This window comes from Lysobacter sp. A378, assembly GCF_054052125.1.
This window is the reverse complement of record NZ_JBSVRK010000001.1, coordinates 786274-802378: the sequence shown is the minus strand read 5'-3', so window position 1 is coordinate 802378 and position 16105 is coordinate 786274. Positions and strand designations below refer to the sequence as shown.

At 66.6% G+C, this 16105-nt stretch carries 9 protein-coding genes; 7 read left to right on the top strand and 2 right to left on the bottom strand.

The window, feature by feature from the left end:
- Positions 1–77: 77 nt before the first annotated feature.
- The gene (locus tag ACW7G1_RS03555) at positions 78–788 is read left to right on the top strand and encodes an SIMPL domain-containing protein (protein ID WP_456978376.1); all 711 of its coding nucleotides are present in this window, start codon (positions 78–80) and stop codon (positions 786–788) included.
- Positions 789–886: 98 nt separating this feature from the next.
- On the opposite strand, the gene ACW7G1_RS03550 is transcribed toward ACW7G1_RS03555, so the two are convergent.
- Positions 887–2866: an ABC-F family ATP-binding cassette domain-containing protein gene (locus ACW7G1_RS03550; protein ID WP_456978375.1), complete on the bottom strand. Its 1980-nt coding sequence runs from the start codon at positions 2864–2866 to the stop codon at positions 887–889.
- A gap of 100 nt (positions 2867–2966) precedes the next feature.
- Here ACW7G1_RS03550 and ybaL point away from each other — a divergent pair, with 100 nt between their 5' ends.
- On the top strand, positions 2967–4670 hold the full coding sequence (gene ybaL, locus ACW7G1_RS03545) for a YbaL family putative K(+) efflux transporter (RefSeq protein ID WP_456978374.1): 1704 nt from the start codon (positions 2967–2969) through the stop codon (positions 4668–4670).
- A gap of 154 nt (positions 4671–4824) precedes the next feature.
- Positions 4825–7209, top strand: coding sequence for a TonB-dependent receptor plug domain-containing protein (locus ACW7G1_RS03540; protein ID WP_456978373.1), 2385 nt, complete (start codon positions 4825–4827; stop codon positions 7207–7209).
- An 840-nt stretch (positions 7210–8049) separates the two neighbouring features.
- Here the strand turns inward: ACW7G1_RS03540 and clpB are convergent.
- Entirely contained in the window at positions 8050–10635 is a 2586-nt protein-coding gene (clpB, locus tag ACW7G1_RS03535; protein ID WP_456978372.1) for an ATP-dependent chaperone ClpB, read from the bottom strand.
- Between the two features lie 315 nt (positions 10636–10950).
- Between clpB and ACW7G1_RS03530 the strand changes: the two genes are divergently transcribed.
- From ACW7G1_RS03530 to otsA, 4 genes are all read left to right on the top strand, one after another.
- Complete coding sequence (locus ACW7G1_RS03530; RefSeq protein WP_456978371.1) at positions 10951–11418, top strand: hypothetical protein; 468 nt, start codon at positions 10951–10953, stop codon at positions 11416–11418.
- A 43-nt stretch (positions 11419–11461) separates the two neighbouring features.
- Positions 11462–13657 carry a methyl-accepting chemotaxis protein gene (locus ACW7G1_RS03525; protein ID WP_456978370.1) on the top strand — a complete coding sequence of 732 codons (2196 nt, stop codon included), beginning with the start codon at positions 11462–11464 and terminating at the stop codon, positions 13655–13657.
- A gap of 257 nt (positions 13658–13914) precedes the next feature.
- The gene (otsB, locus tag ACW7G1_RS03520; RefSeq protein ID WP_456978369.1) at positions 13915–14688 is read left to right on the top strand and encodes a trehalose-phosphatase; all 774 of its coding nucleotides are present in this window, start codon (positions 13915–13917) and stop codon (positions 14686–14688) included.
- Entirely contained in the window at positions 14685–16064 is a 1380-nt protein-coding gene (gene otsA, locus ACW7G1_RS03515) for an alpha,alpha-trehalose-phosphate synthase (UDP-forming) (protein WP_456978368.1), read from the top strand. Before otsB ends, otsA begins: the two co-directional genes overlap by 4 nt.
- Positions 16065–16105: the final 41 nt, after the last annotated feature.

Here is a 16105-nt window from a genome sequence, read left to right as displayed (position 1 = left end):
ACTGATGCTTGCCGCCTCCATGCCGCGTTCACCCGATTCGGGTACGCTGCCGCTCCACGTGTCCTGGAGCCCTACCGATGCCCACTCATCCGCCGCGCGCCACCCTTGTGATTGCCGCCGCCCTGCTGGCCCTCGGCGTGGCCGGTGCCGGCTGGTTGGCCGGCCAGGGCATGGAACGGCTGAAGACCGCCGACCGCTACGTCACCGTCAAGGGTTCGGCCGAGAAGACCGTCGAGGCCGACCGGGTGGTCTGGCCGCTGCCGCACAGCGTCGGTGGCAACGATCTGGCCGAGGTCCAGCGCCAGCTGGAAACCAATACCGCCGCCATCCGCGACTTCTTCACCGACGCCGGCTTCAAACCCGAGGAAATCGTGGTCTCCCCGCCGCGCCTGGAAGATCGTTGGGCTTGGGCTTACGGCGACAACCGGCCACCGGAGCGCTACCGCTACTCGACCACGGTGAGCCTGCGTACCGACGATGTACCCAAGGCGCTGAGCGTGCTGCGCCGCAGCGGCGAGCTGGTCGGCCAGGGCGTGATGATCGGCGAAGGCAGCGCGCCGGACTTCGACTACACCAAGCTCAACGACATCAAGCCGGGGCTGATTGCCGAAGCCACCGCCGCCGCGCGTGATTCCGCGGTGCAATTCGCCAAGGATTCCGACTCGCGCCTGGGCGGTATCCGCAGCGCCAACCAGGGCGTGGTCAGCATCACCGACCGCGACCAGAGCAGCCCGCAGGTCAAGCGGGTGCGGGTGGTGACCACGGTGGAGTACTTCTTGCGCGATTAACTTCTGGCGCGATTAACGTCGACGGACTGTAGTAGCGGCTTCAGCCGCGATCGGGAGTCGGACAAGCCCGAAATTTACACGTCGACTTGGCGTTGGTTTTATGCGGCGTCGGCTTCGTACAAGGCCAACAGCTCGGCTTCGGCCTGTTCCAGCTCGGCGCGTCGCTGTACCTGCTGCTTGCCCAGTTCCACGCCGCGGGCACCGCCGTCTGCATACACGGCCGGGTCCGCCAACTCGGCTTCCAGCGCCGTCAACTGCGCTTCCAACTCCGCCACGCTGGCCTCGGCCTTGGCCAGCTTGTACGGATTGGCCTTGCCCTTGCGCGGCTTGGTTGGCGGGGGCGCGATCGCCGCCTGGTCAGCAGCCGGAGCGGACGCTGGCCGGCCCTGACCATCGTTGGAATTGTCGCGCGTGCGCAACCAGCTCGCGTATTCGTCCAGATCGCCGTCGAACGGCTGGGCGACGCCGTCGGCAACCCGCCAGAAGGTGTCGCACACCAGGCCGATCAGGTGCCGATCATGCGAGACCAGCACGATTGCGCCCTCGAACACCGCCAGTGCCTCGGCCAGTGCCTCGCGCATGTCCAGGTCCAAGTGGTTGGTGGGCTCATCGAGCAACAGCACGTTGGGTTTGCGCCAGGCGATCAATGCCAGCGCCAGGCGCGCGCGCTCGCCGCCGGAGAACACATCGACCGTCTCGAACGCGCGGTCACCAGGGAAATTCCACTTGCCGAGGAAGTCACGCAACTGCTGGGTCGCCACGCCGGGTGCGATATCGGCGATATGGTCGATCGCGCTGGTGCCGGCACGCAGCGACTCGACCGTGTGCTGGGCGAAGTAACCAATCCGCAGGTCGGGATGGCCATGGCGCTCCCCGGCCAGCAGCTCCAGATCGCCCACCAGTGATTTGACCAACGTCGACTTGCCGGCACCGTTGGGGCCGAGCAAGGCCACCCGGTCGCCGGCTTCCAGAATGAAGCCGACGTCGTGGAGGATGGTGGTCACTCTCCCTGCTTTTGTAGGAGCGGCTTCAGCCGCGATCGGATGGTCCTGCGCCTTCGCCGGTCGCACGATCGGGGCTGAAGCCCCTCCTACAGGCGCGGCGGCCGCAACGTAGCCGCAGTCGGCATGCGCCAGGCGCAACAACGCATGCGGCAACTTGGCCGGGGCAGGAAACTCGATCCGCAGCGCGCGCTCGATCCGTACCGCCTCGGTGCCGGCCATCTTGGCCAGGCGCTTGACCCGCGACTGCGCCTGCTTGGCCTTGGTCGCGCTGGCGCCAAACCGGTCGATGAAGCTCTGCAGGTGGGCACGTTCGGCCTGCGCCTTCACATGGGTGATCTGCTGCAGGCGCAGGTGCTCGGCGCGTTGGCGCTCAAAGGCGGTGTAGTTGCCCGCATACAGCTTGGCCTTGCCGTCATGCAGGTGCAGGGTGTGGTTGGTGACTTCGTCCAGGAACTCACGGTCATGGCTGATCAGCAACAAGGTGCCGGGGTACTTCAACAACCACTGCTCCAGCCACAGCACCGCATCCAGATCGAGATGGTTGGTCGGCTCATCGAGCAGCAACAGGTCCGACGGTGTCATCAACGCGCGGGCCAGGTTCAGCCGCACCCGCCAGCCGCCCGAGAATGTGCTGACGGCACGTCCGTGCGTATCGGCGGCAAACCCAAGGCCATGCAGCAACTTGCCGGCGCGCGCGCTGGCGTCGTAGCCATTGAGCTCCTCCAGCCGGTGGTGGGCCGTGGCGACCGCTTCCCAGTCCTCATTGGCGACCGCCTCCGCCTCGGCCTGGATCGCCGCGTGCACCAGCGCATCTCCCGACAGCACGAAGTCCAGCGCCGGGTCCGGCAGCGACGGGGTTTCCTGGGCGACGCTGGCGATGCGGACCCGGCTGGGAATACCCAGATCGCCCTTGTCGGCTTCCAACTGGCCCTGCAATGCGGCGAACAACGATGACTTCCCGCTGCCGTTGCGGCCGATCACGCCCACCCGCCAGCCGGCCTGCAGGACCAGGTCGACTTTGGACAACAGCAGCCGCTCGCCGCGACGGAGGGCAAAATCCTTGAAAGCAATCATGCGGTCATTGTACGGGTGCAGGCTCGACCTGCCGAGGTTATCGCTTGCCTGATCCGGCAACGGCCTACATGATTGACCGGCTAAGCCCAATGGAGTCCTGATGCCGCACGAAACCGACCTGATCAGCATCATCGCCGTGGGGCTGCTGCTGGCATTCCTGTTCGGCGCGCTGGCGAATCGATTGCGGCTCTCCCCACTGGTGGGTTACCTGGCGGCGGGCATCGTTGCCGGCCCGTTCACGCCCGGCTTCGTCGGCGACCAGGGCCTGGCCAACCAACTGGCCGAGATCGGCGTGATGCTGCTGATGTTCGGCGTCGGCCTGCATTTCTCGGTCAAGGACCTGATGGCGGTCAAGTGGATCGCGATCCCCGGCGCCATGGTCCAGATCACCGTCGCCACCCTGCTCGGCTGGGGCCTGGCCGCGCTGATGGGCTGGTCGACCGTGCACGGTCTGGTGTTCGGCTTCTCGCTCGCCACCGCCAGTACCGTGGTGCTGCTGCGGGCGATGGAAGACCGCCGCCTGCTGGACACCAACCGCGGCAAGATCGCGGTGGGCTGGCTGATCGTGGAAGACCTGGCCTGCGTGATCGCGCTGGTGCTGATGCCGGTGCTGGCCGAGATCACCAATCCCACCGCCGGTGCGGAAACCCACACGTTTGGCTCCATCGTGGTGGCCATCTTCCTGACCCTGGTGCAGGTCGCGGCCTTCGTCGCGGTGATGATGGTGGTCGGCCGGCGGGTGATCCCCTGGGTATTGGAACGCACCGCCGGTACCGGCTCGCGCGAGCTGTTCACCCTGTCGGTATTGTCGATCGCGCTGGGAGTGGCGTACGGTTCTGCGGAGTTGTTCGGGGTCTCGTTTGCACTGGGCGCATTCTTCGCCGGCCTGCTGCTCAACGAGTCCGAGCTCAGCCACAAGGCCGCCAGTGATTCGCTGCCGCTGCGCGATGCGTTCGCGGTGCTGTTTTTCGTCTCGGTCGGGATGTTGTTCGACCCGATGATCCTGATCGAGCAGCCGCTGCACGTGCTGGCGACGGTGCTGATCATCCTGTTCGGCAAGTCCGCGGCCGCGTACGTGATCGTGCGCGCGTTCGGCTATCCCAACATCACCGCCCTCACCATCTCCGCCAGCCTGGCGCAGATCGGCGAGTTCGCCTTCATCATTGCCGGTCTCGGCGTCACATTGCAGATCATGAACGAGGAAGCGCAGGACCTGGTCCTGGCCGGCGCACTGATCACGATCATGCTCAACCCGCTGATCTTCGTGCTGGTCGATCGGTGGCAAGCCAGGCACACCCGGTTGGCCGAGGAGCAGGTCGAAACCGGACCCCTGCCCGGCCCATCGCTGGACCTGAGCGATCACGCCATCGTGATTGGCTTTGGCAGCGTCGGCACCGAGCTGGTCAAGCTGCTGCGTGGCCACGACATACCGGTGATCGTCATCGACGACAGCAGCCACCACGTCGAACGCGCGCACGCCGCGGGCATCCCGGCAATCCGCGGCAGTGCGGCCGCCGACCTGGTACTGGAAGAGGCCCACCCCGAGCGTGCCACCATCGCGATCCTGGCGATCCCGCAGCCGCTGGAAGCGGGCGAGACCATGGCCAAGCTGCGCGCCATCAACCCGTCGCTGACGTTGCTGGCACGCGCGCACAGTGATGCGGAGGTCAAACACCTGTTGGAGCGTGGCGCCGACGGCGTGGTGCTGGCCGAGCGCGAACTTGCCCACAGCCTGGCCGAGATGGTGATTGCCACCCCGGCTTATCGGGGTGATCACCACTTGCCGCGGACCAGCCGCGCCTGACGGCCATCGGGCCTGATCACCTGGTTGCGCGCAGGCCCGGCCGGTCGTTCCAGTAACGTACTTCCATCGTTCCATCAAGATGGTTTGACGGGAGCGTTAATTTCGGGTTAATCAAGGGAACGCCGCCATTGCGGTCTTCCCCCGAGAACCCACCATGACCCCGACCCGCCTGCCGCTGGCCATCGCCATTGCACTCGCCGCTCCCGGAGCCTTTGCCCAGACCGCGCCCGTCCCGGTCGACGACGCCACCACGCTTGACCAGGTGATCGTCACCGGCACCCGGGTGACCGGCCGTACCATCGCCGAGTCGGCGTCACCGATCGACATCATCACCCCGGAGGTGCTGCGGGCCACCGGCACCACCGAGCTGGCCACGGCGTTGTCGCGGGCATTGCCATCGCTCAACTTCCCGCGTCCGGCGGTCACCGACGGCACCAGCGCGATCCGGCCGGCACAGCTGCGTGGCCTCGCACCCGACCAGGTGCTGGTGCTGGTCAACGGCAAGCGCCGCCACACTACCGCGCTGCTCAACGTCAACGGCAGCCAGGGTCGCGGCTCGTCCCCGGTCGACCTCAACGCCATCCCGGTCTCGGCGATCGAGCGGGTCGAGGTATTGCGCGACGGCGCCTCAGCGCAATACGGCTCCGATGCCATTGCCGGGGTGGTCAACATCGTCCTCAAGGGTGCCACCAGCGGTGGCAGTCTGGATGCGAGCTACGGCCAGTACTCCGCCGGCGACGGCAAGCAGCATCAGATCTCCGGTGATGCCGGGATCGCGATCGGCGAGGACGGCTTCCTGCACCTGGCCGGGCAGTTCGGTGAGCAGGACCCGACCAACCGCGCGCGTCCGTTCGCGGGCACGCCGAGCCCGACCCAACCCGAGCTCGGCCAGAAAGCCTTCGTCTACGGCGATCCCGCCGTCGAGCACTGGGCGTTCTCCGCCAATTCCGAGATCCCGTTGACCGACACCATCGACCTGTACGCATTCGGCATGGCGAGCGAGCGCGACATCACCTCGTTCGCCTTCTTCCGCGCACCGGGCAACCCGAACCAGAACATTCCCTCGATCCATCCCGACGGCTTCGTACCGCAGATCAACAACATCGCCGATGACCGCTCACTGGTGGCCGGACTGCGCGGCGACACCGCCGGCTGGGCCTGGGACCTGAGCTACAACTACGGCTACAACCACCTTGAGTTCTTCACCCGCAACTCGCTCAACGCCAGTCTGGGGCCCAGTTCACCTACGTCGTTCTTCGCCGGCGCACTGGAGACGACCCAGAACATCGTCAACCTCGACCTCAGCCGCCAGTTCGACTGGGGCCTGGCCTACCCGGTCAACTTCGCGATGGGTACCGAGTACCGCGAAGAGAAATGGAACCAGTCCCCGGGTGAGCCGGACTCCTGGAGCCAGGGACCGCTGCCTCGGCCTATCGCCTCGGGTGCGCAGGGCTTTCCGGGCTACCGCCCGAGCGATGCCGGCCACTATTCGCGCGACAGCTACGCGCTGTATGCCGACCTTGAGGCTGACTTGACCGATCGCTTCTCCGGTGGCGCTGCGGTGCGTTACGAGGACTACAGCGACTTCGGCAACCAGTCCTCCTTCAAGCTGTCGGGGCGTTACGAGTTCAGCGACGCCGTTGCCCTGCGCGGCACCGTTTCCAGCGGCTTCCGCGCACCGTCGTTGTCGCAGCAGAACTTCCAGACCACCAGCACCACCTTCATCGCCGGCATCAGCGACCCGTTCGAGATCCGCACCTTCCCGGCTTCCAGCCCGATCGCCGAGGCCCTGGGTGCCGAGCCACTGCAGCCGGAGGAGTCGCTGTCCTACAGTCTTGGCGTCGTGCTGCAGCCAGTGGACCGCCTGTATGTCACCGTCGATGCCTATCAGGTCGACGTCGACGACCGCATCGTGCTCTCGTCCAACCTCACCGGCGATGACGTGCGCGACTTCCTCGAGGCACGCGGCATCTTCGGCGTCACCGGTGGTCGTTACTTCACCAACGCCATCGACACGCGCAGCCGCGGCATCGACATTCTCGGCAGCTACCGTTGGGACCTGGACGCCGGCAGCCTGGACGTGACCGCCGGCTACAACTACTCGAAAACCGAGATCACCCGCATCGCGCCCAATCCGCCGGAGCTGGAGACCGGTGGCCTGGACCTGGACCGACTGGACCGCGCCGAACAGGGCCGGATCGAGAAGGGTTTCCCGCGCGACAAGTTCGTACTCAACGGCACCTGGAACCTGGGCGACTGGACCCTGCTGGCCGGCACGACGCGCTACGGCAGCTTCGAGACCACGCCCAACAACGCCGACAACGACCAGACCTACGACCCCAAGTGGCTGGTCGACCTGGCCGCGACCTATCACCTGGATCGTTGGAGCTTCACCCTGGGTGGGGACAACGTGCTGAATGAATATCCGGAGGAGAACATCTTCGGCAACTCGACCAGCGGCCAGTTCCCGTACAACTCGGCCTCGCCGTTCGGCTTCAACGGCGCCTACATGTACGCGAAGGTGGGCTACCGCTGGTAAGACCCTCCGCAACACGTGTGTGAAACGAAGCCTCCCTGCCTCATTGGCGGGGAGGCTTTTTTACGTGCGACCGCGAACCGGAATGGTGATTGGTGATTGGTGATTGGTGATTGGTGATTGGTGATTGGTGATTGGTGATTGGTGATTGGTGGTTGGTGGTTGGTGGTTGGTGGTTGGTGGTTGGTGACTGAGAGAAAGCGGGCTTGGTTTCTGGCTTCGGAAGCAGCGACGCCCTGTCGGGGTATTGCTCCTCGGCTCGATCGGCCATCCATGGCCGACTCGCCGCCGCGGACATCCATGTCCGCTCTACGCAATACCCCAACAGGACGCCGCGTCGGTCATTGATTGTCGTCGGCCGGTGGAAACAAGAGCAGAGACAAGGCTGGAAACTCGGCTTTTGCTCGTCATCCTCGCGAAGGCGGGGATCCATGGACTTTGATCTTCGGGCACGTAACGTCCATGGATCCCCGCCTTCGCGGGAATGACGGCAAGGGTTAAGCAACTGTCTCGTGATCGACCGATCTCATCGCTCACCGATTGGGCGTCAACCGGTAACGCGAACCGCTTTCCTCCCCGGAGCCAGCGCAACTGTCCGCGGGTGTCGGGGTGTGGGGTATTGCGGAAAGCAGGCCATGGGTGAGCGGGGCCCGTTTGCGCGGCATTGCCGCGCGGGCCCCGTGAACGCCCGGCGCGCTGCGCCGGGCCGGACCGCGAAGCGGGCCTGCGGCCCCGAGTCAGGGCAGGACGCCCTGACCGAGGGGTGGAGCAATCGCCCCCGCAGCCCGACACCCGCCCAGCCGAAGCCTTACCCCGGAGCCAGCACCCGCACACCGCAGCCGCTCACCCCTTCCGGAACACCAGCCCACCACCTTCGGCATCAACGTGGATGACCTCACCACTGGCGAACTCGCCTGACAGGATCTTCGTCGCCAACGGGTTTTCCAGCTGCTGCTGGATCGCCCGCTTCAACGGCCGCGCACCATACACCGGATCGAAGCCGACATTGGCCAGCAGCGCCAGCGCGCTGTCGGACAACTCCAGCGTCAACCCGCGCTCGGCCAGCCGCTTGTCCAGTCCGTGCAGCTGGATCCGGGCGATCTCGCGGATCTGCTGCTTGTCCAGCGAATGGAACACCACGATGTCATCCAGCCGATTGATGAACTCCGGCCGGAAGTGGCTCTGCACCACGCCCATCACCGCGGCCTTCATCTGGGTGTAGCTCTCGGGAGAATCATCGCCGTCCATCTCCTGGATCATCTGGCTACCCAGGTTGCTCGTCATCACGATCACCGTATTGCGGAAGTCGACCGTGCGGCCCTGGCCATCGGTCAGGCGGCCGTCGTCGAGTACCTGCAGCAGGATGTTGAACACATCCGGGTGCGCCTTCTCGACCTCGTCCAGCAGGATGACGCTGTACGGCCGCCGCCGCACCGCTTCGGTCAGGTAACCACCCTCCTCGTAGCCGACGTAGCCCGGCGGCGCGCCGACCAGACGGCTGACCGAATGCTTCTCCATGAACTCGCTCATGTCGATCCGGATCATCGCGTCGGCGCTGTCGAACAGGAACTCCGCCAGCGCCTTGCACAGCTCGGTCTTGCCGACACCGGTGGGCCCCAGAAACAGGAACGAGCCGCTGGGCCGGTTCGGGTCCGACAAGCCCGCGCGTGAGCGCCGCACCGAATCCGACACGACCTTGATCGCCTCGTCCTGGCCGACCACCCGGGTGTGCAGGTGCTGCTCCATCTGCAGTAGTTTCTCGCGCTCGCCTTCGAGCATCTTCGACACCGGAATGCCCGTCCAGCGGCTGACCACCTCAGCGATCTCCTCCGCGGTGACCTTGTCCTGCAACAGGGTGAAGCCCCGGGTCTCGGCCTCGTGCGCGGCCTTGGCCTGCTTCTCCAACTCCGGCAGGCGGCCGTACTGGATCTCGCTCATCTTCGCGAAGTCCTGCTTGCGCTGTGCGGCTTCCAGCTCGAGTTTGGCGGCCTCGATCTGTTCCTTTATTTTCGTCGCGCCCTGCAGCATCGCCTTCTCGGCCTTCCAGACTTCCTCCAGGTCGTTGAACTCCCGCTCCAACACGTCGATCTCGGCCTGCAGGTCGGCAAGACGCTGCTTGCTGGCGGCGTCCTTTTCCTTCTTCAGCGCCTCGCGCTGGATCTTCAGCTGGATCAGCCGGCGTTCCTTGCGGTCCAGCTCCTCGGGCTTGGAATCGATCTCCATGCGGATCCGGCTGGCCGCCTCGTCCATCAGGTCGATCGCCTTGTCGGGCAGCTGGCGGTCGGCGATGTAGCGGTGGCTCAAGGTCGCCGCGGCGACGACAGCCGGATCGGTAATTTCCACGCCATGGTGGACGGCGTACTTCTCTTTCAACCCGCGCAGGATCGCGATGGTGTCCTCCACGCTCGGCTCATCGACCAGTACCTTCTGGAACCGGCGCTCCAGCGCGGCATCCTTCTCGATGTACTTGCGGTACTCGTCCAGCGTGGTCGCGCCGATGCAGTGCAACTCGCCGCGTGCCAGTGCCGGCTTGAGCATGTTGCCGGCGTCCATCGAGCCCTCGGCCTTGCCGGCCCCGACCACGGTGTGCAGCTCGTCGATGAACAGGATCACCTGGCCTTCGTTTTTGGCCAGATCACTCAGCACGCCCTTCAGGCGCTCCTCGAACTCGCCACGGAATTTCGCCCCGGCAATCAGCGCGCCCATGTCCAGCGACAACACGCGCTTGCCGCGCAAGCCCTCGGGCACCTCGTTGTTGATGATGCGTTGGGCCAGGCCTTCTGCGATCGCGGTCTTGCCGACGCCGGGCGCGCCGATCAGCACCGGGTTGTTCTTGGTCCGCCGCTGCAGCACCTGGATGGTGCGGCGGATCTCCTCGTCGCGGCCGATCACCGGATCGAGCTTGCCGGACTCGGCGCGCGCGGTCAGGTCGATGGTGTACTTCTCCAGCGCCTGGCGCTGGTCCTCGGCATTTTCTGATTGCACGGTTTCGCCTCCACGGATCTTGTCGATGGTCGCTTCGATACGGGACTTCTCGGCGCCCGCCGCCTTCAACGCACGGCCGACCTCGCCGCCGTCCTCCAGCGCCGCCAGCACGAACAGCTCGCTGGCAATGAAGGCGTCGCCGCGCTGCTGGGCGTATTTGTCGGTCACGTTGAGCAACCGCGACAAGTCATTGCCGACGCTGACGTTGCCCGCTTGGCCGGACACCGTTGGCAGCCGGTCCAGCGCCTCGCCCAATCGCTCGCGCAACACCGGCACATTGACCCCGGCCTGGGACAGCAGCGGGCGGGTGCTGCCGCCGGACTGGTCGATCAGCGCCACCAGCAGGTGCGCCGGCTCGATGACGTTGTGGTCGCGCCCGACCGCCAGCGATTGCGCATCGGCAAGCGCCTGCTGGAAGCGCGAAGTGAGCTTGTCCATTCGCATGGTGGGATTCCTCGTGACGGGTGGCCGACAAGGCCACGATGCAGGGGAAGTGCGGATCGTTGCAGCCTGGTTCAAGCCATTGCCTGCACTTTTCGCCGGCCGCGTCCACCCAATGCTGGCACGCGGGTGGCCACAGCCGTGTGCACGGATGCGCTTTACGGGGCCTGATCGGCCCTCGCGCCGGAACGTGCCATCCGACGCCGCAGCACCCGGAGATTCAAGATTTTTCCCTTGCTGCCGATATCCATCAAGCAGCCGTGGGGAGGCATGGGTATGGGGATGATTGACCCGGGTAGTCGGTGGCATCTTCGTGTCGTGACGGCGACACCATGGCTGGGGGCTGCCTTGCTCGCACTCTGGCTGGGTTTCGTTATCCCCGCCTTCGCTGCCCTCTATGCCCCCCGATCGCAACCACTGCCGGATGCCGCATTCATCGTTGACTGGTTGCAGGCAACGGGCCAACTGCGATCCGCCGCGGGCGCCGGCATCGCGGTGCGCATGCCCGCACCAGCCTGCGCCTGCGGCAACGCCGACTGGGCGGCCACCGAGCAGGCCCTGTTACAGGCCCGGCTGGAGCTTGTCGATCTGGGCGCGATGACGGCGCAACCGACCCTACCGTTCGAACTGGTGGTGCTGGATGCCCGCTCGCAGCTGGTGTACGCCGGACCGCTGCGGTTCGACGACCTCTGCGGCGGCGACGGAATTGCCGTCGCCGCCCTGTTGCCCGGCCTGCTGCGCGAGCCGCCGGCCGCTTTCATTTCCGCCACTGGCTGTCGCTGCTGACTGCCTGCCGAACCAAGCCCGCCAAGTCATGGGAGACATCACGATGTCCGCAAATTCGATGCCGCACTGGGTGGGACGCGAGCGATACGCCTACCTGCAGCAACTGGCTGCCGGCGCAGACCGCCTGTTCGTGGGGGTGGGCCTGCTGCTGGCCGTCGCATCGGCGGCGCTGGCCGGATACCACGGGCAATGGCTGCCCTTCTTCGCCATCACCGTGCCCAGCGTCGCGCTCGTCGCGTGCCAGGTCGCGCTGTTCCCCGGTACCCGCCTCAGCCGGGTGAGCGTGGCGCTGGTGTTGATGGTTCTGTCGGCGGTGATGATCCACCAGTCCGGCGGCATGGTCGAAGTCCACTTCGGCGTGATCCTGCTGATCGCGCTGCTGCTGTACTACCGCGACTGGGTGCCGATCGTGGTCGCCGCGGCGGCGATCGCCGTGCACCACGTGGTGTTCTTCTACCTGCAGGCCAGCGGCCTGCCGTTCCCGACCTTCCCGCCCGGCAGTGGCTTCGGCATCGTCGCGCTGCATGCGGCCTACGTGGTCGCGGAGACCGGCCTGCTGGTGGTGATGGCAGTGCAGATGCGTCGCGAGCTGTTGTGCCTGGGTCACGCGCCCGAGCAGTTGACCCGGGTGGCGATCGACCTGGCCAACGAGCGTCCGCTCGCCGCCGATGTCGCCGCGATGACGTTCCCCCGGGCCTCGCTCGCCGAGGCGCTGCAGAGCAGCAGCCTGCAACTCCAGCAACGCCTGCAAAGCGAGCGCGCCCTGGGCTCGGAGAACCTGCGCATCCGTACCGCGCTGGACGACGTCACCGCCAACGTGATGATCGCCGACAGCGACCGCACCATCGTGTACGTCAACCGTCCGCTGCTGAGGATGCTTGGCGACGCGCAGGAAGCGCTGCGCCGGGATCTGCCGGAGTTCGACGCCGCCCACCTGGTCGGCACCAGCATCGACACGTTCCATCGCCGCCCCGAGCATCAGGCCGGTCTGCTGGCCGGGCTGGCGGGCAGCCATGAGACCCGGATCGAGGTCGGCGGCCGGATCATGCGTCTGACCATCAGTCCGGTCATCGATGCCGACGACCAACGCCAGGGATACGTGGTGGAGTGGTACGACCGCACCGCCGAGGTGGCGGTGGAGGAGGAGGTCGCGCAAGTGGTGCGCGCGGCGGCCGCGGGCGACCTCTCCGGCCGCATCGCCACCGAGGGCAAGCACGGGTTCTTCCTGCAACTGGCGGGGCAGCTCAACGGCCTGCTCGATGCCAACGCCGGCAGCCTGTCGGAAGTATCGCGCCTGTTCGGCGCGCTCGCCCGCGGCGACCTCGGCGCGCGCATGCAGGGGGATTTCCATGGCGTGTTCGCGCAGATACGCAGCGATGCCGACACCACGGCCGAGCAACTCGCGCGCATCGTCGGCGGTATCCAGCAGTCGTCGCAGGCGATCAGTGACGCCGCGACCGGGATCGCCACCGGCAACAACGACCTGTCACAGCGCACGGCGCAACAGGCGGCCAGCCTGGAGACCGCAGCCGCCTCGATGCAGCAACTGACCGAAACGGTGCGCCGCAACGCCGAGCACGCCGGCCAGGCACGCGAGCTGTCGGTCGCCGCGGCGGAGGTCGCGACGCAAGGAGGCGAGGTTGTCGGCGAGGTGGTCAGCACGATGCACGGCATCGAGTCCGCCTCGAACAAGATCGCCGAGATCATCGGGGTCATCGACGGCATCGCCTTCCAGACCAATATCCTCGCGCTCAATGCCGCGGTCGAAGCAGCACGGGCCGGCGAGCAGGGCCGTGGCTTCGCGGTAGTCGCCTCGGAGGTTCGCCTGCTCGCGCAGCGCTCGGCGGCCTCGGCCAAGGAGATCAAGGGCCTGATCGAGGACTCGGTTGACAAGATCGCTGGCGGCAGGGCGCTGGCCGACCGGGCGGGCCGGACGATGGGCGACATCGTCACCAGCGTCCGCCACGTGACCGACATCATCACCGGGATCTCCACCGCGTCCCAGGAGCAGTCCGCGGGGATATTGCAGGTCGGCCAGACCATCACCGAGATGGACGAGGCGACCCAGCACAACGCCCGGGTGGTCGACGATGCCAGCATGGCCGCGGGCAGCATGGCGCAACAGGCTGGGCAGCTCATTCAGGCGGTGTCGGTGTTCCGTCTGGACGGGCAGCCAACGGCTGACGCAGCGCTTGCTCCCAAGCCGTTGGCCCTCAAGCGGCTTGCCGGCCGCGGGTGATTGGCTGACGGACTCCGCCCCGCAGCCGTCGGTTCGCTGCGGGGCCGACGCAAGGCTTGGATACCAAGGGGCCGATGCGCTCCCGGATCCGCCCGGTGCGCTCGATAGCCGACGGTCGCCCCGGTCGTGATAACCACCGGGTAGGGCCCGCAACGGCTCGGTTCAAGTTGCCCATGCAGTGATTGCACGCCTTACCGGCGGGGTTGCCACCACGGTGTGCACCGGATGCTGACACCTCGATGCGCACAATGGCGTGTATGCGCACGTCCCGTCACCTCACGTCCCGTCACCTCAGGCCCGCACCAGAGATCGCCGATGACTGGGCGCTGTTGCTGGACGTGGACGGAACCTTGCTCGATTTTGCCCCGACCCCGGACGCCGTCGTGGTACCGGCTGGTCTGGTGGATACCCTGCAGTCGCTCCAGCAAAAACTGGACGGTGCGCTGGCGCTGGTCAGCGGGCGGCCACTGGCGCAACTGGACCGGTTGTTCGCCCCGTTGCAGCTGCCGGCGGCCGGCCTGCACGGGCTGGAAATGCGCCACGACACAACCCGCGCCACCACGCCCGCGCCACCGGTTCCGCTGCAAGCCTTGCTGCACAAGGCGCAGTCACTGGTCAATGGCTACCCGGGCGCTCTGGTGGAGGACAAGGGCGCGACCGTGGCGCTGCACTGGCGCGGCAATCGCGACGCCAAGCCGGCATTGATGTCGCTGGCCGAGGCGGCGCTGACCTGGTTGCCCGGTTATCACCTGCAACCTGGCGACCAGGTGCTGGAACTGCGTCCCGATGGCGCGGACAAGGGAGTGGCCATCGCGGCGCTGATTGCCACCGATCCGTTCCGGGGCCGCCGGCCGGTGTTCGTCGGCGATGACCTCACCGACGAGCATGGCTTCCGGGTGGTGCGCGAACACGCCGGCCTGGCGGTCCTGGTCGGGGACCGGCAACCCAGCGCCGCCGACCACCGCCTGGCCGACCCGACGACTGTGCGCGATTGGCTGTGTCGCGGCGCGGGACGGGAGACCGCACCATGAGTCGGCTGGTCATCGTCTCCAACCGGGTCGCCCTGCCTGGCCAGCCAAGCTCGGGCGGGCTCGCCGTGGCCCTGCACGCAGCGCTGGAGGAGACCGGGGGAATGTGGTTCGGCTGGAGCGGACGGATCACCGGCCAATCCGGAGAACTTCATGAACTCGACGAGTCCAGCCACGGCGAAGCACCGATCCACTACGCCACCATCGATCTCTCGCAGCGCGACCATGACGACTACTACAACGGGTTTGCCAACCGCACCCTGTGGCCGTTGCTGCACTTCCGGGTCGACCTGGTCGACTACAGTCGCGAGACCTACGACGGCTACCGGCGGGTCAATGCCCTGTTCGCCGACAAGCTCGCGCCACTGCTGCGCCAGGACGATATCGTCTGGATCCACGACTACCACCTGATACCGCTGGCGGCGTTGCTGCGCGAGCGCGGCGTGCGCTGCAAGCTGGGTTTCTTCCTGCACGTCCCAATGCCGTCGTCGGACCTGCTGGCCGCACTTCCCCATCACAAGCGCTTGTTCGAAGGCTTGTCGGCGCACGACCTGATCGGCTTCCAGACCCAGCGTGACCTGGAGCGTTTCCAGGATTACGTGCGCCTGTTCGGGCGTGGCCGGGTGATCGACAGCGGCGTGCTGGAAACCGCCGGTGGCCGTCGGCTGCGCGCCGGCGCCTTCCCGATCAGCATCGACACCCGCCACATCGCGCAACAGGCCGCTGCCGCAGTCGACCGGCCCAGCTTCCAGCGATTGGTGGGCAGCCTGTCGGGACGGGCCCTGGCGATCGGTGTCGACCGGCTGGACTACTCCAAGGGACTGCCCGAGCGCTTCCGCGCCTTCGAGCGCTACCTGCGCCAATACCCGGACCAGTTGGGTCACCTGACCTACCTGCAGATCGCCCCGGTCTCACGCGGAGAGGTGCCCGAATACCAGGAGTTGCGGGCTGAGCTGGAGCGCCTGTCGGGTCATATCAATGGCACCCACGCCCGGCCGGACTGGACGCCGATGCGCTACGTCAACCGCAACTTCGCCCATCCCGCGCTGACCGGGTTCTACCGTCTGGCGCGGGTCGCACTGGTGACCCCACTACGCGACGGCATGAACCTGGTTGCCAAGGAGTACATCGCCGCCCAGGACCCCGACGACCCCGGCGTACTGGTGCTGTCGAGCTTTGCCGGCGCGGCGCATGAGCTGGGTCAGGCCTTGCTGGTCAATCCCTACGACCTGGATGGCGTCGCCGCGGCCATCGCCCAGGCCATGGACATGACCCTGGCGGAGCGCCGCGAGCGCTGGCAATCGATGATGGACTGGCTGCAGGTACACGACATCACCGCGTGGCGACGCAGCTATTTACAGGCGCTGCGGGAGAGCTAGGAAAGGCCGAACCATTGCCGTCATTCCCGCGATTGCCGTCA